This is a genomic window from Massilia sp. YIM B02443, assembly GCF_030411955.1.
In the GTDB taxonomy this organism is placed as follows: Bacteria; Pseudomonadota; Gammaproteobacteria; order Burkholderiales; family Burkholderiaceae_D; genus Telluria.
Window position 1 is genome coordinate 19263 of record NZ_JASNRA010000013.1, and the last position, 22456, is coordinate 41718.

Consider the following 22456-nt stretch of genomic DNA (forward strand, 5'->3'; position numbering starts at 1 on the left):
AAGTATTTGACTTAGCGATATTTCTCAAACTCATGCATTGACATCCACCGCCCAGCATGCCAACACCTCGTCCGCCGCCAGCGGCTTGCCATACAAATAACCCTGCGCCCGGTTGCAGCCGTGGCGCAGCAGGAAGGCCGCCTGGTCTTCGCGCTCGACGCCCTCGGCGATCACCGACAGGTTCATGCTCTTGCCCAGCTGGATGATGGCGATCGCGATCGCTTCGTCGTCCGGGTCCTGCGGGATGTCCTTGATGAAGCTGCGGTCGATCTTGAGCGTCTGCACCGGCATTTTCTTCAGATAGGCCAGCGAGGAGTAGCCGGTGCCGAAATCGTCGATCGCGAGACCCACGCCGATCGCGTGCAGGTCGTTGATGTATTGCAGCGCGTCGCCGGTGTTCATGATCACCGACTCCGTCACTTCCAGTTGCAACCGCTGCGGCGCCAGCCCGGCCGCACTGAGCGTGGAGGCAACCGTTGCCGCCATCCCGCCGCGCTCGAACTGGCGCACCGACAGGTTGACCGCCATCTTCGGCACCGCCAGGCCCGCGTCTTCCCACGCCACCATCTGGCGGCAGGCTTCGGCCAGCACCCATTGTCCCAGCTGGCCGATGAAGCCGGTGTCCTCGGCCAGCGGGATGAAGCGGTCGGGCGTCACCAGCCCCAGCTCCGGATGACGCCAGCGCACCAGCGCCTCGACGCCGACCAGGCGTCCGCTGTCGATCTCGACCTGCGGCTGGTAGACCAGGAAGATCTCGTGCTTCTCGATCGAGCGGCGCAGCATCGCTTCCAGGCGCAGGCGCTCGACGCCTTCGCCGCTCATCGACGGCGCGTAGAACTGGTAGCCGTTGCGGCCGCGCGCCTTGGCGCCGTACATGGCGACGTCGGCGTTGCGGATCAACAGGTGCAGGTCTTGCCCGTCCTGCGGGAACAGCGCGATGCCGACGCTGCCGGTGACGAACAGTTCGTAGCCAGACACGGTGAACGGCTGCTCGAACATGGCTATCAGCTTGTCGGCGACACGCGCCGCGCCGGCGGCGCCGTCCACGTCTTCCAGCAGCACGATGAATTCGTCGCCGCCCAGGCGCGCCAGCGTGTCGCCTTCGCGCAGGCACAGCGCAAGCTGGGCCGCAGCCTGTTTCAACAGCTCGTCGCCGACGTGGTGGCCGAGCGTGTCGTTGACGTTCTTGAAGCGATCGAGGTCGATGAACAGCACCGCCAGCTGCTCGCCGCCCCGCGCGGCGCGCACCAGCGCGTGCTGCAGGCGGTCCTGGTACAGCAGGCGGTTGGGCAGGCCGGTGAGCGAATCGTGGTGCGCCAGGTGGTCGAGCTGCGCCTGCGATTCCTTGGCGCGGGTGATGTCGCTGAACACGCAGACGTAGTGGCTGACCGCGGTGCTGCTCGCATCGCCCTCGGCGCGCACCGCCGACACGGTCAGCCATTCGAGGTAGGCTTCGCCGTCCTTCCTGGTGTCCCAGATCTCGCCCTGCCAGAAGCCGGTCGCATCCAGCTCGCGCCACAGCGCGGCGTAGAAGCCTTCGTCGTTGCGCGTGCCGCGCGTCAGGGTCGACTGCAAGCCCAGGGCTTCGCTCTCGGCGTAGCCGGTGATCGCGGTAAAGGCGGGATTGACGGCGATGATGCGCCCCTCGGCATCGAGCACCATCACGCCGTCGGCGATGTGTTCGAGCACGGTGGCCGACAGGCGCAGCCTTGCCTCGGCCTGCTTGCGTTCGCTGACGTCGGCGAACACCCAGATGCTGCCGTCGTCGGGCCGCGCCGGATCGAGCGCGCAGCCGCTCACCGCGCACCAGAACACGCTGCCGTCGCGCCGCCGCGCCTGGCATTCGGCCTCCAGGTCGGCGCTGGTGGCGCCGCCTGCCGTCATGCGCGGATACAGCACGGCGGCCAGGTGCTCGTAGGCGGCGCGGTCCGGATACAGCACCTCGGTCGAGGCGCCGTCGAGGGCTCCTTCCGCGTAGCCGAACAGTTCCTCGGCGCGGCGGTTGGCGGAGACGATGCGGCGCTGGCGCACGAACAGCACCCCGAACATCACGTTGTCCAGGATCGCGCCCTGCTCGGTCAAGAGCGCCTCGATGCGCATCTCGTTGTGTTTGCGCTCGCTGATGTCGACCAGGATGCCGTCCACTCTCAACCGGTCTTCGCCCTGCACGCCCTGCGGCTGGCCATGCTCCAGCACCCAGCGCTCGATGCCATGGGCGTCGACGATGCGGTATTCGATCTCGTAGGCGCGTCCGCCCAGCACCGCATCCTTGGCCAGCTTGCGGTAGTGGCGCCGGTCTTCGGGATGGACGATGTCGGCCCAGTCCTCGGTGGTGGCGCGCATGAAGTGGGCCGGCGGGTAGCCGGTGATGTCTTCGATGGCGTCGCTGACGAATTCGACCTCGGCCCCGGCGCGCACCCGGAACACCGCGCCCGGCACCTGGGTCACGATGGTGCGGAAGCGCTCCTCGCGCCGCGCGACGTCGGCGAACAGGTCGCGAATGGCGAGGCGCATGCGCTCCATCTGCTCGCCCAGGCGTCCCAGTTCGTCGTGCGCCGACACCGCCAGCGGGGTGTCGAAGTCGCCGTGCGCCAGGCGGTCGGAAAAGCGCATCAGGCTGCGCAGCGGCGCCAGCAGCCGGCGCCGGACCAGCAGCGCGATCAAGAGCAGCGACACCGCCGCCTGCAGCACCAGCACCAGCGCGTAGCGGCGCTGCTTGGCGTGCAGGTCCTGCTGGCTGCGGTAGTCGTCCATCGCCAGCACCACGCTGCCGATCCGCTCGCCGCGCACGACCAGCTCACGCTCGGCGCGCACGATGCGTCCCAGCGGGCGGGTCTTCGAGTGCAGGTCGAGCGCACGCGCGCCGGCCGGATCGCGCACCTCGACCTGCACCACCGAGGGGTCGCGCAGCATCGAATCGAGCAGCGGACGGGCGGCGTCCATGTTCATGTTCCACAAGGCGTCCTGCAACCCCAGCGCCAGGATGTCGGCATTGCGCCGCAGCGTTTCATCGAGCACATCGGCTGCCGCGGCGCGCTCCTGGACCCCGACCAGCAGGTAGCTGCCGACCAGTGCCGGCAGCGCCAGCGCACCGAACGCCACCAGCAGCAAGGCGCCGTAGATCGAGCGTCCATACAGTTTGCGCAGGCGGGAGGGCATGGTGCGGGCGGCGAAGCGGGCGATCGGCATGAAATCGGATGGTCGGGGTCAGTCAATGCAATTCGGAACGATATGATTGCTCTACGTCACTATTCTTGACAAGCAATTAGTGACCAACTTTATTCCTACAGAATACCGACAGACGCGACCGCACGGCGCTCGGGCGACGCGCCGATGGAATTGATATGATTGAACTCTTTCAAAGGAGAAACGCATGAGCCACTCCCTGTACACCGCTTCGGTGCCCGTGTTCCGCCAGCTGCTGGGCAGCCTGGCCGCGGTGCTGGAGCAAAGCGAAGCCTGGGCGCTCGAGCGCCGCATCGAACCGGACGCCCTGCTGCAGGCGCGCCTGTACCCGGACATGTTCCCGCTGGCGCGCCAGATCCAGATCGCGACCGATTTCGCCAAGGGCGCCACCGCGCGCCTGGCCGGGGTCGAACCGCCGCGCTACGAGGACGGCGAACATACCTTCACCGAGCTGCAGCAGCGCATCACCAGGACGCTGGGCTTCATCGACAGCGTGGCGCGCGCCGACGTCGACGCCGGAGAGACCCGTCCGATCACCCACGGCAACGGCGAACGCGCGCGCCACTTCGACAGCGGCCAGGTCTACCTGACCCACTTCGCGCTGCCGAACTTCTATTTTCACGTGACGACCGCGTACGCGATCCTGCGCCACAACGGGGCGCCGATCGGCAAGAAGGATTTCATCGGGTCGTACTGATAGACCGGGGTGCGGACATGGTCCGCACCCCGGCATGGGATCAGGTGTTGCGGCGCGGGTAGCCCTGGGCCAGGATGCGCACCCACACCACCTCTTTCTGCTCGGCGTTCATCGAGACCCAGTTGGCCACTTCGGCCACGGTGCGCCCGCAGCCGCGGCAGACTTCGTCGAAGGTGGTCGAGCACACCGCCACGCAGGGCGTGTCGGGACGCACCGGCACGTCCATCAGGGGACAGGACTGCTGCATGTCCCCGCCCTTGCCCTGATCCTTAGCGGGCGGGGCCGACATCGAGCTTGTCCCAGCCGTCGTGGCCGAGCCTTTCCATGGTGTCGATGTTCTTCTCGAAGATGTCGGCCGCATCCGGGAAGGCTTCCACCGCGCGCGCGATGCTGTCTTCGCGCAGCAGGTGCAGGATCGGGTACGGCGCGCGGTTGGTGTAGTTCGAGATGTCGTTGACGTCGGTGTCGGCGAACTGGTAGTGCGGGTGGAAGCTGGCCACCTGCAGCTCGCCGTCGAGCGCCATGTCCTCGACCGCGGCGTCGGCGACGTCCAGGAATTCGTTGTAATCCTCGAAGTCGGTCAGCACGAAGGGGTGGATCAGCAGCGTGGTGTCGACCTGCTCGGCTGGCGTATCGGACAGGTGCTGCAGTTCGTCCATCAGGGTTTCCAGCAGCGCTTCCGGCGCGGTGGCATTCGAGACGACGTAGCGCACCTGCTCCTTGACGTACACCGATTTGGCGAACGGGCACAGGTTCAGGCCGATGACGGCCCGTTCCAGCCATTGGCGGGTGGCGGCGACGATGGCGTCATCATCGGCGTTCAGGTTGGGGGTGCTCATACAGATACTTTCGTTCAGTGCGGACAGCAAAAGTGGGATTGTACGCACTCTTTGCGCAAGCTCATAGGTACACCTCCCGCCCGGCATAAAGTGGAACCCAGACAGCCGCGTCTGCTTGCCCATGGCGCACATGACATGCCGGTTTGACAATCCAACACAAGACTGTTCGGCAATTTTCGTGATCATGCTGCCATTGGCGCGGTTCGTGGTGCCAACGGATGCGATTCCCAGCGGAATTAAATTGTAACGGCAGCGACATAATTCTTGACGCGCTCGACCGTTGCTTCGTACACTGCCCCCTTGTCCTCGGTCCGTTCGTTCCTGAACGCAACATTGGAAAGCTATGCACCCTACGACCCGCACCTCCGCAGCGCTGGCAGTTCTGGCACTCCTGGGCGCCGCGCCCCTGAGCCACGCCATGGATGCCGCCCCGCTGTCGGCCGTTCAGGCCACGATCCAGACCCAGGCCATCCAGACCACCCGTTCCGGTTTGCAGACTGCGCAGGCGCCGCTCAAGGCCGACGCGCTGAAGGTGGACGAATACCGGGAGACCGACGTCTGGGGCCGCATCCGTAGCGGCTACGCCATCCCCGACCTGAACAACGCGCTGGTCACCCGCCATGCCCAGGCCTACGCCAGCCACCCCGGCAACCTGGCGCGCATTTCCGGCCGCGCCTCGCCCTACCTGTACCACGTGGTGTCCGAGCTCGAAAAGCGCGGCATGCCGACCGAGCTGGCGCTGCTGCCGGTGATCGAATCGGCGTTCAACCCGCAGGCGATGTCGAGCGCCAACGCCGCCGGCCTGTGGCAGTTCGTGCCGGGCACCGGCAAGGACTTCGACCTCAAGCAGAACATGTTCAAGGACGAGCGGCGCGGCGTGCTGGCCTCGACCGACGCCGCATTGACTTACCTGCAGCGCCTGTACACCATGTTCGGCGACTGGCAACTGGCCCTGGCGGCCTATAACTGGGGCGAAGGCAATGTCCAGCGCGCCATCAAGAAGAACCAGGAACTGGGCAAGCAGACCGACTTCGACAGCCTGGCCGACCTGATGCCGGCCGAGACCCGCAACTACGTACCGAAGCTGCAAGCAGTCAAGAACGTGGTGGCCAATCCTTCGCAGTACGGCATCACCCTGCCGGCGATCGACAACCAGCCCTACTTCACCACGATCGACAAGACCAGCGACATGGACCTGACCGTGGCGGCCCAGCTGGCCGAGATGTCGCTCGACGAATTCAAGGCCCTGAACCCGCAGTTCAAGAAGCCGGTGATCACCGGCGCCGAGACCAAGATCCTGCTGCCGAAGGAAAACGCCGAGAAGTTCCACCTGAACCTGGCGTCCTGGGGCCATGCCCTGTCGAGCTGGACCACGCACAAGATCACCAGCGCGCGCGAAAGCATCGCCTCGCTGGCCTCCAAGTTCGGCACCACCCCGGAAGTGATCCGCCAGGCCAACAACATCCCGGCGCAATCGCGCCTGAAGGCCGGCTCGACCATCCTGGTGCCGAAGACGTCGGCCTCCAGCCACAGCGACATCGCCGAGAACATCATCGAGAACGCGGTGGTGGCGTTCGAAGCCGACCGCGGCAATGCCAAGCGCAGCGCGCGCTTCAAGGCCAAGGCCGACAGCGGCAAGTCGAAGCGCATCGCGCGCAACACCTCGTCCAAGCGCAAGCAGCGCTGATCGTCGGCGCCGCTGTTGCCGGCGGCGCCGGCAGTGCAGGACGAATGCAGGCGCCACCGGGCCTTCCGGATGGCGCTTGTGGTGTTTTGAGGCGCCGCGTGCACGCCGTCCAAAAAACCTGTATAGTACGGTTTGTGCGCTGCGTCATACCGACAACATCTGTCGACACCAGCAGTGTGCAACCGAGATGCAGCGATAGCGTTGACAAGTATATCGCTGACAAGTAGTACCTAGCAGCTACGCAAACCCCAGGCAGCTCGTTCCTGAGCGCCCTTCAAAAAAGCCCTCCGCCTTCAGGTGTCAGCAACCAGACACCATCCCGGCGCAAAGCTTTTGTGCCGAAATTTCTTTCATTACTGAGTCATTTCGTTTGTCGGTTCGCGTTGCATATTTTTCGTTCGCGCCAACGTGCGAGCGTGCATGATTTATTCCGAAAGTAACAACACATGAGTTTTGAAGCACTAGGCCTCCACGCGTCCATCGTCAAGGCAGTCGCCGACGCAGGCTACACCAACCCGACCCCGGTCCAGGCGCAAGCCATCCCGGCAGCCATCGCACGCCGCGACCTGCTGGTCTCGTCGCAGACCGGCTCGGGCAAGACCGCAGCCTTCATGCTGCCGGCCCTGCACCATCTGGCCAACCTCGAACCGGCGCCAGCCGGCAAGACCCCTGCGCAAGAAGCGCAGGCCGCCCGCGCCCGCGGCGAGCGCGTCCGTTTCAAGCCGGCCCAGCCGAAAATGCTGGTGCTGACCCCGACCCGCGAACTGGCCCTGCAGGTCACCAGCGCAACCGACCAGTACACTGCCCACATGCGCCGCCTGCGCTGCGTTTCGATCCTGGGCGGCATGCCGTACCCGAAGCAGATGCAACTGCTGGCCAAGAATCCCGAGATCCTGGTCGCCACCCCGGGCCGCCTGATCGACCACATGGAGTCGGGCAAGATCGACTTCTCCGAACTGCAGATCCTGGTGCTGGACGAAGCCGACCGCATGCTGGACATGGGCTTCATCGACGACATCGAGAAGATCGTCGCCGCGACCCCGTCGAGCCGCCAGACCATGCTGTTCTCGGCCACCCTGGACGGCGTGGTCGGCAACATGGCGCGCCGCATCACCACCGATCCGATGACGATCCAGATCGCCAGCGCCACCAACCGCCACGAGAACATCGTGCAGAAGGTGCACTTCGTGGACGACCTGTCGCACAAGAACCGCCTGCTCGACCACCTGCTGCGCGACGAAGGCCTGGACCAGGCCGTGGTGTTCACCGCCACCAAGCGCGACGCCGACATGATCGCCGACCGCCTGAACATCGCCGGCTTCGCCGCCGCCGCACTGCATGGCGACATGCACCAGGGCGCGCGCAACCGCACCCTGGACAGCCTGCGCCGCGGCAGCGTCAAGGTGCTGGTGGCAACCGACGTCGCCGCGCGCGGCATCGACGTGCCGAACATCACCCACGTGGTGAACTACGACCTGCCGAAGTTCCCGGAAGACTACGTGCACCGCATCGGCCGTACCGGCCGCGCCGGCCGCAACGGCACCGCGATCTCGCTGGTCAACCACGCGGAAAGCATGAACATGCGCCGCATCGAGCGCTTCACGCGCCAGCCGATCCCGGTCGGCGTGGTCGAAGGGTTCGAACCGAAGCGCAGCGCGCCGAGCTCGCGCGCCGGCGCCCGTCCGGGCTGGAAGCCAGGCGACGGCCGCAGTGCCGGCAAGCCGGCCCAGCGCAGCTTCGGTAAGCCTGGCTCCGGCAGCCCACGTGAAGGCGGCTACGGCGAGCGCGCACCGCGCGAAGCCTACGCACCGCGTCCATATGGCGACCGTCCAGCGGGCGACCGCGCCCCGAGCGAAAGCCGCTATGCAGACCGCGGCCCGCGCGAAGGCGGCTATCAAGGCCAGCGCAGTAGCGGTTACGCCGACCGCGCACCACGTGAAGGCGGCGGCTACGCTGGCCGTCCGGCGGCCGACCGCGCACCGCGCGACGGTCAGCGCCGTGAAGGCGGTTACAAAGGCGCCCATCCGCGCTCGATGGAAGGCGCACGCCGCACCTTCGGCGAATAATATCGCCCTGGCGTGACACGCAAAACGGCTGCTTCGGCAGCCGTTTTTTTTCGTGCCCGCTATAATCTTTCATCCTTCCCGCATACGCTCTCCCCGCCTCCCTTCGCAATGCCCCGTCCCCGCATCCTGATCGTCAGCCCCGCCTCCGCCCGCGACAACAATGGCAACTGGCAAAGCGCCAGCCGCTGGGCGCGCTTCCTGCGACCCGGATACCGGGTCGGGATCGCGTCCGGCTGGTCGGCAGGCGACGCCGTGCCCGACCTGTTGATCGCGCTGCACGCGCGCCGTTCGGCGCAGGCACTGGCGGCATTTCGCGCTGCGCACCCGCAGCGCCCGACGCTGCTGGTGCTGACCGGGACCGACGTCTATCGCGACATCGACCATGACGCCGCCGCCCGCGCCTCGCTCGAGCTGGCCCAGGCCATCGTGGTGCTGCAGGCCGACGCCATGACGCGCCTGCCGGCCGGCGTGCGCGCCAAGGCGAGCGTGATCCACCAATCCGCGCCGCCCCTCGCCCCGTATGCGGGTCCGGCGCGCCGGGTGCGCGAGATCTGCATGATCGGCCACCTGCGTCCCGAAAAAGATCCGCTGACCTTCATGCGCGCGGCGCGCCTGGTCGACGATCCCGGCCTGCTGCTGACCCATATCGGCGGCGTGCTGGATCCAGTCCTGGGCCAGGCCGCCGGGGAAGCAGCGCACGACAATCCGCGCTACCGCTGGCTGGGCGCCCTGCCGCGCGCCCGCACGCGCCAGATCCTCAAGCGCAGCCACGCGATGGCAATTACCTCGCTCATGGAAGGCGGCGCCAACGTCATCATCGAAGCCGTCACCTGCGGCGTGCCGGTGCTGGCCTCGGATATCGGCGGCAACGTCGGCATGCTGGGCCGCGACTATGCCGGCTATTTCGCGCCGGGCGACGCCGCGGGACTGGCGCGGCTGGCCGAGCGCAGCGTGCACGACCCCGACTTTCACGCGCTCTTGAAGCGCCAGTGCGCGGCGCGCGCGCCATTGTTCGCCCCGAGCGCCGAGCAAGCGCTGCTGCGCGACATGGTGGATAATCTGCTGCGTCAAACAACATCACCGGAAAAATCCCCATGAGCATCAGCGACCAACCGATCAAACTCACCTCGTTCTCCCACGGCGGCGGCTGCGGCTGCAAGATCGCGCCCGGCGTGCTGGCCGAGATCCTGAAGTCCTCGAGCGGCTTCCCGCTGCCGAAGGAACTGATGGTCGGCATCGAGACCGCGGACGACGCCGCGGTCTACAAGCTCAACGACGAGCAGGCGCTGATCGCCACCACCGATTTCTTCATGCCGATCGTCGACGATCCGTTCGACTTCGGCCGCATCGCCGCCACCAACGCGATCTCGGACGTGTACGCGATGGGCGGCACCCCGATCATGGCGCTGGCGCTGGTCGGCATGCCGGTCAACAAGCTGCCGCTCGAGACCATCGGCCAGATCATCCGCGGCGGCGAATCCATCTGCGCCGAAGCCGGGATCCCGATCGCCGGTGGCCACACCATCGACTCGGTCGAGCCGATCTATGGCCTGGTGGTGATGGGCCTGGTGCATCCGTCGAAGGTCAAGCGCAACGCCGACGCCAAAGCGGGCGACGTGCTGGTGCTGGGCAAACCGCTGGGCGTGGGCGTGCTGTCGGCCGCGCTCAAGAAGGACGCGCTGGGCAAAGAGGACTACGACGCCATGATCGCCAACACCACCAAGCTCAACAAGCCGGGCCGCCTGCTGGCCGAGATGGCGGGCGTGCATGCGCTGACCGACGTCACCGGCTTTGGCCTCCTGGGCCACCTGCTGGAACTGGCGCGCGGCGCGCAATTGTCGGCCCGGCTGGAGATGAACGCGATCCCGCTGCTGCCCGGCGTGCTGCAGCTGGCGCACGACGGCTACTTCACCGGCGCATCGGGCCGCAACTGGGACGCCTACGGCAAGGACGTGCAGCTGGACGCCGCCATCACCCCGGCCCAGCGCGCCCTGCTGACCGACCCGCAAACCTCGGGCGGCCTGCTGGTGTCGTGCGACCCGGATTCGGTCGACGAGGTGCTGGCGCTGTTCGCGCGCGAAGGCTTCGGCGAGGCCGCCGTGATCGGCCGCATGGATGCCGGCACGGCGGGCGTCACCGTCAAGGCCTGAGCGCGCGCCTGCGATCAGGTCCGCAGTTCCAGTTCCTGGTGCAGCGGCAACGTCAGCTCCGCCACCGCATCGCACGCCTCCACCTGGAACAGGCCCGGATCGCGTCCCGGATTGCCGATGTCGGGCGTGATCTCGAAGGTCGCGCCGGCCAGCGCGATGCGGGTCGGCATCCATTGCAGCAGGTCGTAGCGCATCGCGTGCGCATAACTCTGGGTGCCGGCGAAGCCGCGCGCCTGCGACAGCCAGGCCAGCGTGGCGAGGCCGCGGTCGATCATCGCCGCGCAGCAGCGCCCCGAACCGTGCACGCCGACGCGGTAGCCGGCCGGCCCGCTGAGCGTGGCGCGGATGCCGGTGAAATAGGCGGCGATCGGGCCGTCGACTTCCTCGCGCGTGGCGTCGTGCCCGAGCGCCACATAGATCGCGCTGCCGGCCGGCTGGCCGGCGGCGCGCGCCAGGCGCAGCGCGTCGGCGCCATCCAGCAGCCCCTGCTGGCGCGTGAAATAGGCTTCGTGGGTGGCGCCGTGCTCCCACAATGCGCCGATCTTGAGCCCGGCGTCGGACAAGCTGCGCGCTTCGTCCAGGCCCAGGTTGCGGCCCGGATCGCGGCCGTAGCAGCGCATGACGAAATCGTAGCCGCGCCGGCGCAGCGCCGGCGCGTGCCGCCCCATGTCGAGCGGCGTATCGAATCCCTTGAGCGTCGCCATGTCCCCTCCTTCAGGCGCGGTCGGCGCCGGGGTGGGCCGCGTGCTCGTCGACCGGATGGCGCACCGTGACCGGCCGGCGCAAGGCCAGCAGCACCGGCGTCACCACCAGCAACAGCAACAGCACGGCCGCCAGCGCCAGCACGACCGGCAACGGGAATACGGCAGCGAGATCTTGGCTCATGACATCTCCCGGTCAGTGTTATCGCGCGCCCGATTGGTTTCGCGCAAGACCGTACTGTGCCACCGCCTTAAACGGATTAATTTGACCGGCCGCAATCCTCAGCCGGGCGTTGCAGAGACGCCGCGCCGCCACCGTCAGCCGCGCCGCGCCAGCGGCGGCACCCCGGTGTCGACCGGCGGCACGCCGCTGCCGGCCTGCCCCACCCGCTCGTATTCGGCGATTACCTGCGCCCCGAGCAGCAGCAGCGTGGCCGCGATTTCGAGGCTGAACATGACCACGATGGCGGTGGTCATCGAGCCGTACACCACGTTCACCTGCGACAGCGTCGAGAAATACCAGACCAGCACGTGGCGCGCCGCTTCCCACAGCAGCGCCGCGGTGACGCCGCCGATGGTGGCGTGCCACAGCGACAGCCGCCCGACCGGCATCACCAGGTAGATCGAGGTCAGCACCAGGATCTCGCCCAGCAGGCCCAGCAGATACAGCAAGGCGCCCGAGACGCCGCCGAGCGACCAGCGGTAGTTGAACAGCCACACGCTCTCGGTGCCCATCACCTGCAGCGCGCCGGCCACCAGGGTCACGATCATGATGCCGAAACCGAGCGCCACGATGTAGCAGTACGGCAGCAGCGCCGACACCGCGTAGTGGCGCCGGCGGGTCGCCACCCGGTGCACGAAGATCACGCTCATGGCGTTTTCCAGCACGGTGAACGCGAGCGAACTGAAGAACAGCATGGTGAGCGCCAGCACCCAGGTGATGATCTGGCGGTCTTCCAGGAAGCTGGCGACCTCGGTGACGATCGGGCGCGACTGGCCCGGCACCAGCAGTTCGAGGTAGCGGCGCAGCGTGTCGAGCAGCTCGGCCTGGTCGATGAAGTGCGACAGCACCACCACCACCAGCATCAGGAACGGCACGATCGACAGCAGCGCGTAATAGGCGACCGCGCCGGCCAGCAGCAGGCCCTGGTTGGCGCGGAAGCCCTTGAGCACCTGCAGCGCGAACGCCAGCGGGTGCGAGAGGATGTAGATGTTGGCGCGCTGGTCGAGCAGGCGCGCGCGCCAGTCACGCCGGCGGCTCATCGTGCCAGCCGGATGCCGGTGAATTGCCAGCGCGCGCCGGTCGGGAAGAAGTTGCGGTAGCTGGCGCGCGCGTGGCCGTCCGGCGTGGCGCAGGACGAGCCGCGCAGGACGTACTGGTTGATCATGAACTTGCCGTTGTATTCGCCGATGGCGCCCGGCGCCGGGGCAAAGCCCGGGTATGGCGCATAGCTGCTGCCGGTCCACTGCCAGCAGGCGCCGAACATCTGTTGCAGGCCCTGCCCGCTGGCGGCCGCCGGATGATGGGCCGGGCCTTTGGCGAGCACGGCCTGGCGCGCGGCGAATTCCCATTCGGCTTCGGTCGGCAGACGCACGCCGGCCCAGCGCGCATAGGCGTCGGCCTCGTACAGCGAGACGTGGGTCACCGGACGTTCGGGGTCGAGCGGCCTGGCGCCGTGCAGGGTGAACTCGTGCCAGCCGCCCTCGTCCTCGAACCAGTACAGCGGATGGATGATCTCGCCCGAGCACACCTTGTCCCAGCCTTCGGCCAGCCACAGCGACGGGTCGCGGTAGCCGCCGGCCTCGATGAAGGCCAGGTATTCGCCGTTGGTCACCAGGCGCGAGGCCAGCGCGAAGGGCGCGACATAAGTGCGGTGGCGCGGCAATTCGTTGTCGAAGCAGAAGCCGCGGCCGTTGTAGCCGATCTCGGCCAGCCCACCGTCGAAGTCCAGCCATTCCAGCGCCGGGGCCGGGGCGGCATCAGGCAGCGTGTCATGCGCATAGGCCGGATACAGCGGATTGCATGACAGCAGGTGCTTGACGTCGGTCAGCATCAACTCCTGGTGCTGCTGCTCGTGCTGCAGGCCGAGTTCGACGGTGGCCGCCAGCGTCTCGTCCACGCCGCGACCAAGGAGCGCCATCATGCGCCGGTCGACATCGAGGCGGTAGGCCTTGACCTCGTCCAGCGACGGCCGCGTGAGCAGGCCGCGCTGCGGACGCGGGTGCCTGGCGCCGATGCCGTTGTAATACGAATTGAACAGCACCCGGAACGCCGGATGGAAAGGCGCGAAGCCTTCCTCGCGCGGCTCCAGGATGAAGGTCTCGAAGAACCAGGTGGTATGCGCCAGGTGCCACTTGATCGGGCTGGCGTCGGGCATCGACTGGGCGCAGCAATCCTCGTTCGAGAGCGGCTCGGCCAGGTGCAGCGAACGGGCGCGCACTTGCCCGAAGCGGCGTTGCAGGCTCTCGTCGCGCAACATGTTCATGTCGGGATCGCCTGGGCGTGGATCACGGCGAACGGACATTGCGGATCGGTCCAGATCCGGGTCGCCTCGAAACCGGAACGCTCGAGCAGCTTGACGGCGTCGGCCTGCTGGTACTTGTAGCTGTTCTCGGTGTGGATGCAGTCGCCGGCGCGGAAAGCGCGCGCGCCGCCCTGCCAGCGCACCTCCTGGTCGCGGGTCGCTTCCAGGTGCATCTCGACCCGGCCGCGCGCGGCGTTGTAGAAGCCGCGGTGGCGCCAGGCGCGGATGTCGAAATCGGCGCCGAGCAGCGTGTTCACGTGGCGCAGCACGTTCAGGTTGAAGGCGGCGGTCACGCCCAGCGCGTCGTCGTAGGCGGCGTCCAGCACCGCCTTGTCCTTGACCAGGTCGATCCCGATCAGGACCCCGCCGTCGTCGCCGCACTGGGCGCGCAGGCGGCGCAGGAAGGCTTGCGCTTCGTCGGGCGTGAAATTGCCGATCGACGAACCGGGATAGAAGAACAGGCGCCGCGCGGCCGTTACCCGCGCCGGCAGTTCGAACTGCTGCGAGAAGTCCATGCCCAGCGCTTCCATCGCGATGTGCGGGAAGCGCTGGCGCAGGCGGCCCAGGGCGTCGTGCAGGAATTCGCTGGAGATGTCGACCGCCACGTACTGGGCCGGCGCCAGCAGCGGAAACAGCGCGGCCGCCTTGGCGCAGTTGCCGGCGCCGAGATCGATCAGGGTGCTGCCGGCGCCGGCCACGCGCGCGATCTCGGCGCCATGGCGCGCGAACAGCGCCGCTTCGGTGCGGGTCGGATAGTATTCGGGCAGTTCGCAGATCGCCTCGAACAGCTTGGAGCCGAGCGAATCGTAGAGGAATTTGGGCGAAATCCAGGCCTGCGGCGCGCCCAGCGAGGCGTGCAATTCATCGGCCACGTGGGCATTGACCGGAATGTCGGAAGCACCGGCAGGCGCTATATCGGATGTACAGGAGGTCAGCATAAGGTTTATCATTCGTGCCGCCACGCCGCACCGTGCGAGATGGCCAGGCGCATCGCCTGATTCTGTTGCCGCTTTTGCTATCATAGCGGATTGTCGCGAAACGCCGTTTTCGCCTCGGTTCAAGCGTGCAGGCCCTTGGGCGCCCCGCTCTTAACTTTTCAATAAGAATGCAAATGACCCTGTCCTTCCGCCGCCAAGTCCTCAAGCACCTGATCGCCGCCGCCGTCGGCACCGTGGCCATCGCGGGCGCCGCCCACGCACAATCGAGCGCCGGCGTCCTGCGCGTTTCGGCGATTCCCGACGAAGCTCCGACCGAACTGCAGCGCAAGTTCAAGCCGCTGGGCGAATACCTGGCCAAGCAGACGGGACTGAAGGTCGAGTTCACCCCGGTGACCGACTATGCCGCCTCGGTGGAAGGCCTGATCAACCGCAAGATCGACATGGTCTGGTTCGGCGGCTTCACCTTCGTGCAAGCCAATGTGCGCAGCAAGGGCCAGGTGACCCCGCTGGTGCAGCGCGCCGAGGATGAAAAGTTCCGCTCGGTATTCATCACCACCCAGCCGGGCATCAACAAGCTGGAAGACCTGAAGGGCAAGACCCTGGCCTTCGGTTCCGAATCGTCAACCTCGGGCCACCTGATGCCGCGCTCGTTCCTGCTGCAGGCCAAGATCAACCCGGATACCGACCTCAAGCGCATCGCCTTCTCGGGCGCACATGACGCCACCGTGGCGGCCGTGGCCGGCGGCAAGGTCGATGCTGGCGCACTCAACATCTCGGTCTGGGAAAAGCTGGTCGAAGGCAAGAAGGTCGATCCGAAACAGGTGCGCGTGTTCTACACCACCCCGGGCTACTTCGACTACAACTGGAGCGTGCGCAGCGACATGGACCCGGCGCTGAAGAAGAAGATCACGGACGCCTTCCTGGCGCTGGACGCGTCGACCGCGCAGGGCAAGGAAATCCTGGACCTGCAGCGCGCCACCAGGTTCGTGCCGACCAAGACCGCCAACTACGGCGCGATCGAAGCCGCTGCGCGCAACGCCGGCCTGCTGAAGTAATCGAAGGCCCGCCGATCCGATGCCGACCTACCGCCTGCGTCAACTCACCGTGCGCCACCTGACCGGCAACCGCGCGCCGGCGCTGCACGCGCTCGACCTCGAGATTGGCGCCGGCGAGCAGGTCGCCCTGATCGGTCCTTCCGGCGCCGGCAAGACCACGCTGCTGGCCACCCTGGCCTGCGCCCACCGTCCCGCCGAGGGCAGCCTGGAAGTGTTCGGACGCGACCCTTGGGCGCTGAACGGGGGCGCGCGCCATCGCCTGCGCAGCCACCTGTTCCTGGCGCCGCAGACGCCGCCGCTGCCGCCGCGCCAGCGCGTGGTCACCGCGGTGCTGGCGGCGCGCCTGCCGCACTGGAGCCTGTGGCAGGCGCTCGGTTCGCTGGTGCGCCCGCAGGATCCCGACGCCGCGCACGCGGCGCTGGCCCGCTTCGGCCTGGGCGACAAGCTGTATGCGCGGGTCGACCGCCTGTCCGGCGGCGAACGCCAGCGCTGCGGCCTGGCGCGCCTGCTGCTGTCGAACGCCGAAGCGCTGCTGGTCGACGAGCCGATTTCCGCGCTCGACCCGGCGCTGGCGCGCCACACCCTTGCCACGCTGCGCCAGGAAGCGGCCAAACGCAACGCCACGCTGGTGTGCAGCCTGCACCAGGTAGACCTGGCGCGCGAAGGCTTCGCGCGCCTGATCGGCCTGCGCGACGGGCGCATCGTGTTCGACGCGCCGCGCGAACAGGTCAGCGACGCCATGATTGCCGACCTGTACGCCAACGAGAGCGTCACGCCCGCGCTTGAGGTCCTGCACGATTCGCCCGAGCGCATCGCGGTCGGCGCCTGCTTCTGAACCTTCGTTGCCGCACGCCGCATGACGAAGGTTCTTCACCCCGATCCGGCCTGGCGCACGCGCGTCACCGCCGCTGCCGTATTCATTGTGCTGCTGGTCCCGATGCTGGCGGCCAGCGAATTCAAGCCCTGGGCGCTGTTCGACGCCCAGAGCCTGCGCGCGACCGGCATGTTCCTGGGCGACTTCCTGACGCCGTCCAGCGAACCCGAATTCCTGGCAATGGTGCTGCGCGAGACCTGGCAGACGGTCGCCATCGCCAGCGCCGGCCTCACCCTGGCGCTGCTGGCCGCGATCCCTGCCACCTTCGTCATCAGCGAACGGCTGTCGATCTCGCGCCTCGGCACCGGCCGCATGCACCCGCTGGCGGCCGGCGTGCGCCAGCTGCTGCGCTGGATCCTGGTGATCCTGCGCTCGGTGCCCGAGCTGGTGTGGGCGCTGCTGTTCGTGCGCATCGTCGGGCTCGGCCCCACCGCCGGCGTGCTGGCCATTGCCCTCTCCTATAGCGGCATGCTGGCCAAGGTATATGCCGAGATTTTGGAATCGGGCGACGCCCACGCCACCGACGCCCTGCTGGCCAATGGCGGCGGGCGGCTGCCGGCGCTGCTGTACGGCGCCCTGCCCGAGTCCAGCGCCGAACTGGTGTCCTACACCGTGTACCGCTGGGAGTGCGCGATCCGCGGCTCGGCGGTGATGGGTTTCGTCGGCGCCGGCGGCCTGGGCCAGCGCCTGGACGAGTCGACCAGGATGATGGCCGGCGGCGAAGTCGCGACCATCTTGACCATGTTCGTGCTGCTGGTGGCGGCGGCCGACCTGGTCTCGAAATTCCTGCGCCGGAGGCTGGGATGACGGGAGCGACGAACAAGCTGCCGCCTCCTCCACCCCGCTCGCCCGGCGCCTGGCTGCTGCTGCTCGGCATCGTGGCGCTGGTGGTGGCCAGCTTTGCTTCGCTGCCGCTGGCCTGGAGCGCCTTCTTCACCGCCGAAGCGGTGACCTCGGTGCGTGAATTCCTGCAAGGCTTCGCACCGCCCGAGACCAGCCCCGCGTTTTTGCAGAAGACCCTGGGCGCGCTGGGCGAGACGCTGGCCATGTCGGCCGTCGGCACCCTGCTGGCGGCGCTTCTCGGCCTGCCGCTGGCACTGGCCGGCGCCGGGCGCATGGGCCGCGTGGCGCGCGTCGTGGTGCGCCTGATCCTGAACGTGCTGCGCTCGATCCCGGAACTGGTGTGGGCCGCGGTGCTGCTGGTGCTGGCCGGGCTGGGACCGATGGCCGGCACCCTGGCGCTGGCCGCGCATACCGCCGGGGTGCTGGGCCGGCTGTTCGCCGACGCGCTGGAAAACGTCGAACCGCTGGCCGAACAGAGCCTGCGCACCAATGGCGCGCGGCCGTTGGCAGCCTTCCTGTACGCTACCCTGCCGCAGGCGCTGCCGCAGATGCTGTCGTACACGCTGTACCGCTGGGAGAACAATATCCGCGCCGCGGCCGTGCTGGGCGTGGTCGGCGCCGGCGGTCTGGGCCAGATGCTGAAGTACCACCTGTCGCTGTTCCAGATGCCGAGCGCGGCGACGGTGGTGCTCGCGATGCTGGTGCTGGTGGCGCTGGTGGATGCGGTCAGCTATGCGCTGCGGCGCGCGCTTACCCGTTGATCTTTACCCGATTTCAACCCCACCAGGACCGGATGCTCGAACTCGACCAGCTCACCAAGACCTACGGCGGCCGCACCGTGCTGTCGCGGCTGTCGCACGTGTTCCAGCCGGGCGAGTTCGTCGCCATCATGGGCGAGTCCGGGGTCGGCAAGTCGACCCTGCTGAACCTGATCGCGGGCCTGGACGCGCCCACGGCCGGGCGCGTGCTGGTCGACGGTGTGCCGATGTCGGCGCTCGACGACGACGCCGCCACCCGCCTGCGGCGCACCCGCATGGGCTTCATCTTCCAGGCCTTCCACGTGCTGCCGCACCTGACGCTGCGCCAGAACGTGGCGCTGCCGCTGCTTTTGAATGGCGACGCGAATGGCGACGCCACCATGCGCGCCGGCGCCATGCTCGATGCGGTCGGCCTGCGCGGCCGCGGCGCCGACTTCCCGCGCCAGCTGTCGGGCGGCGAACTGCAGCGGGTCGCCATCGCGCGCGCCCTGGTGCACCGTCCGGCGCTGCTGCTGGCCGACGAACCGACCGGCAACCTCGACCCGGACACCGCCAATGGCATCCTGCAGCTGCTGCGCGCCGAAACGCGCGCCCACGGCGCCGGCGCGATCATGGTGACCCATTCGCACGCCGCGGCCGCCATGGCCGATAAAGTGCTTGTGCTCACTAATTCCGGATTGAAATTAGCGTAAATTCCGCGAAGAAACGCGCATATAGCACGAAATTAGTTAAATAACCCTAATCGTGCGCAACACAGTCGTAGTAATATCACAACGACCGCCACGCATAAGCCAACACAACAGGCGGGTATTCTCCAGAACAGTCGATCTGTCTTGAATTCATGCATTAATTTTGGAGAATTCAACATGAGCGTACGACAGAAAAAACAGGAAATGCTCGAGGCGATGCATCGCGCCCGCGCACTGGAGCCATCGAGTTTCGTGCCCAACAAATTGCTCGACACGCTGATCGAGCGCATGCAGCTGAAGAACGATGCCGAGCTGTGCCGCGTGCTGGAAGTGCAGCCGCCGATCATCAGCAAGATCCGGCACCGCAAGCTGAACGTCGGCGCCACCATCCTGCTGCGGATGCACGAGAAGTCCAACATCCCGATCCGCGAACTGAAGGAACTGACCAGCGCCTCGGCGATCCACTGAACCGCGGACTTCAGGATTGCGCCGGCGGGCGCCCCGTCTTGAGCTGGGGCAGCGCCGCCAGCACCGCCTGCAAGGTCGGCACGTCGAGCTGGCCCAGCAGGGCCACGCCGATGCGCAGCAACTCGCTCTTCTTGACGTCGACACCGGCGCGCAGGCAAGCCTGCTTCACATTGGCCAACACCACGTACTCTCCTTCCGGCATGGTGAAGCTGTCGCGCACCAGGGCCGGACGCGCGTCCACGGTGGGCGCACGTTCCGGTGCTGCAACGGCCGGGGCCTTGCGTGCCGCGCGCTTGACCGCAGGGACGAGATTGCGGGCGGCCGTTCTGGCGACCGACTCGATGCCGGCCTTTTTGGGCGCTGCGCTTTTCGGTGCCGGCCTGGCGGCCGTCTTGCCGGGCGCCTTGGCCACCACCTTGGCTGCGGTCTTGACGGCAGGCTTGCCTGCGGCCTTTACTGGGGCCGTATCTGCGGTCTTGCTTGCGGTCTTGCTTGCGGCCTTCGGGGCAATCTTGGATGCCGTCTTGACGGCGGTCCTGACCGGGGCCTTGGCCGCGGCGCGCACCGCGCCCTTGGCGGTATTGGCTGCCGCGCGCGGCGCGCGGGCTGGTTTGGCCGGCTCTGCTGCGGCAATCTTGCGGGGCATGTGCACCTCCGTCGTGAAAAGGGCGAACAATATAAACGATTTGCACCATCCCTGCACACACCGCTGCCGGATTGCGCCCGTCTTCCGTTTTTACGAAGCATTACTTCCACGAACTCCTCTTTTATAGGAATGCCGCTTGAATTATTCTTCAAAGGTAACAACTGTGCTGTAAACTTCTGCCGCGCGCTCCGCCGCGAGGATAATGTGTGAAACGCGCCGGCGCGCTGCAGCGGCTGGCGGATATTTTAGGAAAGAAGAACGGCCCGGCATGCGCAAGAACGCTCACCTGATGTTGCCGCTGCTGTTCGCAGCCGCGCTGGCCCTGCTGTTGCAGCACTTCCTCGGCTCGATCGCCTGGGCCGGTCTGCTGGCGGTGATCACCTGGCCCCTGCATGCGCGCCTGGTGGCGCGCGGCTGGCCGCCGATGGCCAGCGCCAGCTTCATGCTGGCCCTGCTGATCGTCAGCTTCGTCGGCCCTTCGGTGCTGCTGTTCCATACCCTCAGCTACGAACTGGCGGCGCTGCAGCGCATGCTGGTCACCTTCAACGAAACCGGCGTCCCGGTGCCGGCCTGGCTGGCCGGGCTGCCGATGGTCGCCGAGCCGGCGGTCAAGTGGTGGGAAGAGCACCTGGCGGTGCCCGGCGGCCTGAACGCCCTGATCCGCACCACGGTGGGCGACTTCATGCCGCACCTGACCGACGCCGCGCGCGTCTGGGGCTCGACCATCCTGGCCAACGCCCTGTACCTGTTCCTGACGCTGCTGACCCTCTTTGTGCTGTACCTGCACGGCCCGGCCGTGATGCATTACCTCGACCGCGCCGGCGCGCGCCTGATGCCCAGACAGTACGCCCGGCTGCGCCGCGTGCTGCCGCTGTCGGTACGCGGCACGGCGCTCGGCCTCGGTTCGATCGCGGTGCTGGAAGGCGTGGTGCTGGGCATCGCCTACTGGATCGCCGGCGCCCCGGCCCCGGCCCTGCTGGGCGTGATCACCGGCTACATGGCGCTGATCCCGGGCGGCGCGCCGCTGTCGTTCACCATGGTCTCGCTGCTGCTGTTCGGCCAGGGCCACTCGGCCGAGGCGCTCGGCCTGTTCACCTGGGGCGCGGTGGAGCTGTTCCTGGTCGATAAATTCATCCGCCCGAAACTGATCGGCCACGCGGTCAACTTGCCGTTCCTGGCGGTGCTGTTCGGCCTGCTGGGCGGGGTCTCGACGCTGGGCGTGATCGGCCTGTTCGTCGGTCCGCTGATGATGGCGATCCTGTTCGGCTGGCTGCGCGATGGCCAGATCGCGGTGGTGGCGCCGGTGGCGCCGGCTGCGGCGTCAGACGACGCCAAGCGGCTCGACTGACGCGCCCGCTGCCGCCGGCGCGGTACGCAGGTAGAGATCCCACAGCGCGCCCACGCGCAGGCCGGCATGCACCGGCTTCAGCTCGGCGATGTCGAGTTCTTCCATCAATCCGATCAGGATCGCCAGTCCGCCCGGCAGGTGCGACACCCGCGCCGCCGGCTCCCATGCCAGGCGCACGCGCGCCACATTGCCGCTGGCGACGAACGCATGGCGCAGCCGCGCCAGTGCGGCGCGCGTCAGGCGCGCATCCGTCCCCTCCTCCTGGCGCACGATCTCGGCCAGCGCACGCACGGTGCCGCAGGCGCCATAGGCCAGCGGCCAGCCCTGAGCGTCGTAGGCGCCCACGGCGGCATCGGCGAAGCGGCTGCGGCTGGAGCGCACCGCCGCCTCGAAGCCGGCGCCGTCGATGCGCCCGTCCGGGAAGAAGGTCAGGCTCTTGCGCACCGCGCCGACGGCGAAGGTCTCGATGCGGCGGATGGCCGCGCCCTGCCCGGCCACCAGCTCGGTGGTGCCGCTGCCGACGTCGATCACCAGGCGCGGACCGGAATCGTGCGGGTCGAGCGTGCTGGCCACGCCCAGGTAGACCAGGCGACCGGCTTCGTCGCCGGCGATGATCTCGACCGGATGCCCCAGCGCCTGGCCGGCCGCCGGCAGGAACAGCGACGCGTTGCGCGCCATGCGCAGCGCGCTGGTGGCCACCACGCGCGTGGCGTCCGGACGCCAGGCGTCGAGCGCGGCGCGAAATTCGCCCAGGCAAGCCAGCGCGCGCCGCATCGCGGCCGGGCACAGCATGCCGTCTTCGTCGATGCTGGCGCTCAGGCGCACCGACTCGGCCATGCTCGCGACCAGCTGCAGGCAGCCGCCCTCGAAACGGCCGACGTGCAGGCGGAAGCTGTCGGACCCGAGTTCGACGGCGGCATAGACGGGTGGTTCAGCGGCGAATGAAGGCATGGGGCGCGGTGTTGCGAAAACAGAGCGCAGGATAA

22 protein-coding genes are annotated in these 22456 nt (G+C 67.6%); 12 read left to right on the forward strand and 10 right to left on the reverse strand.

Annotation, left to right across the window (positions count from 1 at the left end; genetic code table 11):
- Positions 1-30: 30 nt before the first annotated feature.
- Positions 31-3189, reverse strand: a complete 3159-nt coding sequence (locus tag QPK27_RS14375; protein WP_290418938.1) for an EAL domain-containing protein — start codon at positions 3187-3189, stop codon at positions 31-33.
- A gap of 184 nt (positions 3190-3373) precedes the next feature.
- Between QPK27_RS14375 and QPK27_RS14380 the strand changes: the two genes are divergently transcribed.
- Positions 3374-3883, forward strand: a complete 510-nt coding sequence (locus QPK27_RS14380; protein WP_290418939.1) for a DUF1993 family protein — start codon at positions 3374-3376, stop codon at positions 3881-3883.
- Between the two features lie 40 nt (positions 3884-3923).
- On the opposite strand, the gene QPK27_RS14385 is transcribed toward QPK27_RS14380, so the two are convergent.
- Complete coding sequence (locus tag QPK27_RS14385; protein ID WP_290418940.1) at positions 3924-4130, reverse strand: DUF1289 domain-containing protein; 207 nt, start codon at positions 4128-4130, stop codon at positions 3924-3926.
- A 22-nt stretch (positions 4131-4152) separates the two neighbouring features.
- Positions 4153-4722, reverse strand: a complete 570-nt coding sequence (locus tag QPK27_RS14390) for a DUF1415 domain-containing protein (protein ID WP_290418941.1) — start codon at positions 4720-4722, stop codon at positions 4153-4155.
- Positions 4723-5065: 343 nt separating this feature from the next.
- On the opposite strand from QPK27_RS14390, the gene QPK27_RS14395 reads away from it, so the two are divergent.
- From QPK27_RS14395 to selD, 4 genes are all read left to right on the forward strand, one after another.
- Positions 5066-6409 carry a transglycosylase SLT domain-containing protein gene (locus QPK27_RS14395; protein WP_290418942.1) on the forward strand — a complete coding sequence of 448 codons (1344 nt, stop codon included), beginning with the start codon at positions 5066-5068 and terminating at the stop codon, positions 6407-6409.
- A gap of 446 nt (positions 6410-6855) precedes the next feature.
- Complete coding sequence (locus tag QPK27_RS14400) at positions 6856-8475, forward strand: DEAD/DEAH box helicase (RefSeq protein WP_290418943.1); 1620 nt, start codon at positions 6856-6858, stop codon at positions 8473-8475.
- Between the two features lie 108 nt (positions 8476-8583).
- Complete coding sequence (gene senB / locus QPK27_RS14405; protein WP_290418944.1) at positions 8584-9573, forward strand: selenoneine biosynthesis selenosugar synthase SenB; 990 nt, start codon at positions 8584-8586, stop codon at positions 9571-9573.
- On the forward strand, positions 9570-10625 hold the full coding sequence (gene selD / locus QPK27_RS14410; protein WP_290418945.1) for a selenide, water dikinase SelD: 1056 nt from the start codon (positions 9570-9572) through the stop codon (positions 10623-10625). Before senB ends, selD begins: the two co-directional genes overlap by 4 nt.
- Positions 10626-10639: 14 nt before the next feature.
- Here selD and QPK27_RS14415 read toward each other — a convergent pair whose 3' ends face one another.
- The 5 genes from QPK27_RS14415 to egtD form a co-directional block, all read right to left on the reverse strand.
- A complete protein-coding gene (locus tag QPK27_RS14415) occupies positions 10640-11329 on the reverse strand; it encodes a glycoside hydrolase domain-containing protein (protein WP_290418946.1) in 690 nt (229 codons plus the stop codon).
- 10 nt (positions 11330-11339) lie between these two features.
- Positions 11340-11510: a hypothetical protein gene (locus QPK27_RS14420; RefSeq protein WP_290418947.1), complete on the reverse strand. Its 171-nt coding sequence runs from the start codon at positions 11508-11510 to the stop codon at positions 11340-11342.
- Positions 11511-11644: 134 nt separating this feature from the next.
- The gene (locus QPK27_RS14425) at positions 11645-12589 is read right to left on the reverse strand and encodes a YihY/virulence factor BrkB family protein (protein WP_290418948.1); all 945 of its coding nucleotides are present in this window, start codon (positions 12587-12589) and stop codon (positions 11645-11647) included.
- Positions 12586-13812 (reverse strand): ergothioneine biosynthesis protein EgtB, encoded by a 1227-nt coding sequence (egtB, locus tag QPK27_RS14430; RefSeq protein WP_290418949.1) that lies wholly within the window; start codon positions 13810-13812, stop codon positions 12586-12588. Before egtB ends, QPK27_RS14425 begins: the two co-directional genes overlap by 4 nt.
- A complete protein-coding gene (gene egtD / locus QPK27_RS14435; protein ID WP_290418950.1) occupies positions 13809-14789 on the reverse strand; it encodes an L-histidine N(alpha)-methyltransferase in 981 nt (326 codons plus the stop codon). The genes egtB and egtD overlap by 4 nt, the downstream gene beginning before the upstream one ends.
- Before the next feature lie 173 nt (positions 14790-14962).
- Here egtD and QPK27_RS14440 point away from each other — a divergent pair, with 173 nt between their 5' ends.
- The 6 genes from QPK27_RS14440 to QPK27_RS14465 all read left to right on the forward strand — a co-directional run bounded on the left by QPK27_RS14440 (position 14963) and on the right by QPK27_RS14465 (position 19476).
- A complete protein-coding gene (locus tag QPK27_RS14440) occupies positions 14963-15844 on the forward strand; it encodes a putative selenate ABC transporter substrate-binding protein (RefSeq protein ID WP_290418951.1) in 882 nt (293 codons plus the stop codon).
- A 19-nt stretch (positions 15845-15863) separates the two neighbouring features.
- Positions 15864-16679 carry a phosphonate ABC transporter ATP-binding protein gene (locus QPK27_RS14445; RefSeq protein ID WP_290418952.1) on the forward strand — a complete coding sequence of 272 codons (816 nt, stop codon included), beginning with the start codon at positions 15864-15866 and terminating at the stop codon, positions 16677-16679.
- Between the two features lie 21 nt (positions 16680-16700).
- Positions 16701-17525, forward strand: a complete 825-nt coding sequence (locus QPK27_RS14450; RefSeq protein WP_290418953.1) for an ABC transporter permease — start codon at positions 16701-16703, stop codon at positions 17523-17525.
- Positions 17522-18322: a phosphonate ABC transporter, permease protein PhnE gene (phnE, locus tag QPK27_RS14455; RefSeq protein ID WP_290418954.1), complete on the forward strand. Its 801-nt coding sequence runs from the start codon at positions 17522-17524 to the stop codon at positions 18320-18322. Before QPK27_RS14450 ends, phnE begins: the two co-directional genes overlap by 4 nt.
- Before the next feature lie 32 nt (positions 18323-18354).
- On the forward strand, positions 18355-19011 hold the full coding sequence (locus tag QPK27_RS14460) for an ABC transporter ATP-binding protein (protein WP_290418955.1): 657 nt from the start codon (positions 18355-18357) through the stop codon (positions 19009-19011).
- Between the two features lie 174 nt (positions 19012-19185).
- Positions 19186-19476 carry a hypothetical protein gene (locus QPK27_RS14465; protein WP_290418956.1) on the forward strand — a complete coding sequence of 97 codons (291 nt, stop codon included), beginning with the start codon at positions 19186-19188 and terminating at the stop codon, positions 19474-19476.
- Between the two features lie 10 nt (positions 19477-19486).
- On the opposite strand, the gene QPK27_RS14470 is transcribed toward QPK27_RS14465, so the two are convergent.
- Positions 19487-20122 (reverse strand): hypothetical protein, encoded by a 636-nt coding sequence (locus QPK27_RS14470; RefSeq protein ID WP_290418957.1) that lies wholly within the window; start codon positions 20120-20122, stop codon positions 19487-19489.
- A gap of 268 nt (positions 20123-20390) precedes the next feature.
- On the opposite strand from QPK27_RS14470, the gene QPK27_RS14475 reads away from it, so the two are divergent.
- Positions 20391-21470, forward strand: coding sequence for an AI-2E family transporter (locus QPK27_RS14475; RefSeq protein ID WP_290418958.1), 1080 nt, complete (start codon positions 20391-20393; stop codon positions 21468-21470).
- Here the strand turns inward: QPK27_RS14475 and QPK27_RS14480 are convergent.
- Positions 21444-22421, reverse strand: a complete 978-nt coding sequence (locus QPK27_RS14480) for a hypothetical protein (protein ID WP_290418959.1) — start codon at positions 22419-22421, stop codon at positions 21444-21446. The genes QPK27_RS14475 and QPK27_RS14480 overlap by 27 nt on opposite strands.
- Positions 22422-22456 lie beyond the last annotated feature (35 nt).

Excerpts from the sequence above, each read along its gene's own strand:
- QPK27_RS14375 (WP_290418938.1), bottom strand. The coding sequence starts at position 3,189 with ATGCCGATCGCCCGCTTCGCCGCCCGCACCATGCCCTCCCGCCTGCGC.
- QPK27_RS14380 (WP_290418939.1), top strand. The coding sequence starts at position 3,374 with ATGAGCCACTCCCTGTACACCGCTTCGGTGCCCGTGTTCCGCCAGCTG.
- QPK27_RS14385 (WP_290418940.1), bottom strand. The coding sequence starts at position 4,130 with ATGCAGCAGTCCTGTCCCCTGATGGACGTGCCGGTGCGTCCCGACACG.
- QPK27_RS14390 (WP_290418941.1), bottom strand. The coding sequence starts at position 4,722 with ATGAGCACCCCCAACCTGAACGCCGATGATGACGCCATCGTCGCCGCC.
- QPK27_RS14395 (WP_290418942.1), top strand. The coding sequence starts at position 5,066 with ATGCACCCTACGACCCGCACCTCCGCAGCGCTGGCAGTTCTGGCACTC.
- QPK27_RS14400 (WP_290418943.1), top strand. The coding sequence starts at position 6,856 with ATGAGTTTTGAAGCACTAGGCCTCCACGCGTCCATCGTCAAGGCAGTC.
- senB (WP_290418944.1), top strand. The coding sequence starts at position 8,584 with ATGCCCCGTCCCCGCATCCTGATCGTCAGCCCCGCCTCCGCCCGCGAC.
- selD (WP_290418945.1), top strand. The coding sequence starts at position 9,570 with ATGAGCATCAGCGACCAACCGATCAAACTCACCTCGTTCTCCCACGGC.
- QPK27_RS14415 (WP_290418946.1), bottom strand. The coding sequence starts at position 11,329 with ATGGCGACGCTCAAGGGATTCGATACGCCGCTCGACATGGGGCGGCAC.
- QPK27_RS14420 (WP_290418947.1), bottom strand. The coding sequence starts at position 11,510 with ATGAGCCAAGATCTCGCTGCCGTATTCCCGTTGCCGGTCGTGCTGGCG.
- QPK27_RS14425 (WP_290418948.1), bottom strand. The coding sequence starts at position 12,589 with ATGAGCCGCCGGCGTGACTGGCGCGCGCGCCTGCTCGACCAGCGCGCC.
- egtB (WP_290418949.1), bottom strand. The coding sequence starts at position 13,812 with ATGAACATGTTGCGCGACGAGAGCCTGCAACGCCGCTTCGGGCAAGTG.
- egtD (WP_290418950.1), bottom strand. The coding sequence starts at position 14,789 with ATGCTGACCTCCTGTACATCCGATATAGCGCCTGCCGGTGCTTCCGAC.
- QPK27_RS14440 (WP_290418951.1), top strand. The coding sequence starts at position 14,963 with ATGACCCTGTCCTTCCGCCGCCAAGTCCTCAAGCACCTGATCGCCGCC.
- QPK27_RS14445 (WP_290418952.1), top strand. The coding sequence starts at position 15,864 with ATGCCGACCTACCGCCTGCGTCAACTCACCGTGCGCCACCTGACCGGC.
- QPK27_RS14450 (WP_290418953.1), top strand. The coding sequence starts at position 16,701 with ATGACGAAGGTTCTTCACCCCGATCCGGCCTGGCGCACGCGCGTCACC.
- phnE (WP_290418954.1), top strand. The coding sequence starts at position 17,522 with ATGACGGGAGCGACGAACAAGCTGCCGCCTCCTCCACCCCGCTCGCCC.
- QPK27_RS14460 (WP_290418955.1), top strand. The coding sequence starts at position 18,355 with ATGCTCGAACTCGACCAGCTCACCAAGACCTACGGCGGCCGCACCGTG.
- QPK27_RS14465 (WP_290418956.1), top strand. The coding sequence starts at position 19,186 with ATGAGCGTACGACAGAAAAAACAGGAAATGCTCGAGGCGATGCATCGC.
- QPK27_RS14470 (WP_290418957.1), bottom strand. The coding sequence starts at position 20,122 with ATGCCCCGCAAGATTGCCGCAGCAGAGCCGGCCAAACCAGCCCGCGCG.
- QPK27_RS14475 (WP_290418958.1), top strand. The coding sequence starts at position 20,391 with ATGCGCAAGAACGCTCACCTGATGTTGCCGCTGCTGTTCGCAGCCGCG.
- QPK27_RS14480 (WP_290418959.1), bottom strand. The coding sequence starts at position 22,421 with ATGCCTTCATTCGCCGCTGAACCACCCGTCTATGCCGCCGTCGAACTC.